The organism is Pseudomonas sp. SIMBA_068, from assembly GCF_046534705.1.
Classification (GTDB): Bacteria; Pseudomonadota; Gammaproteobacteria; order Pseudomonadales; family Pseudomonadaceae; genus Aquipseudomonas; species Aquipseudomonas putida.
Genome location: NZ_JAWRYI010001515.1, coordinates 1 through 240, shown reverse-complemented (window position 1 = coordinate 240; position 240 = coordinate 1). Strand labels below are relative to the sequence as shown.

Here is a 240-nt window from a genome sequence, read left to right as displayed (position 1 = left end):
CAGGTCAACGGTAAACTGCGCGGCCAGATCGACATGCCGGCCAGCGCTTCTCGCGAGGAAGTTGAAGCGGCGGCGCGTTGCAACGAAAACGTGCTGCGCTTTACCGAAGGCCTGACGATCCGCAAAGTGATCGTAGTGCCGGGCAAACTGGTCAATATCGTCGCTAGCTAATCGGATCGGGCGCAGGGCTTGGGCCCTGCGCCGAACAAAGCCTTCAGGGCCTCGATAGGGCCCACATGG

General features: G+C 61.2%; 1 protein-coding gene. It reads left to right on the top strand.

Annotated elements, in window-relative coordinates:
* The coding region (locus tag SB756_RS34730) for a hypothetical protein (protein ID WP_410913841.1) at window positions 1-171 on the top strand (171 nt) is incomplete at its 5' end.
* Window positions 172-240 lie beyond the last annotated feature (69 nt).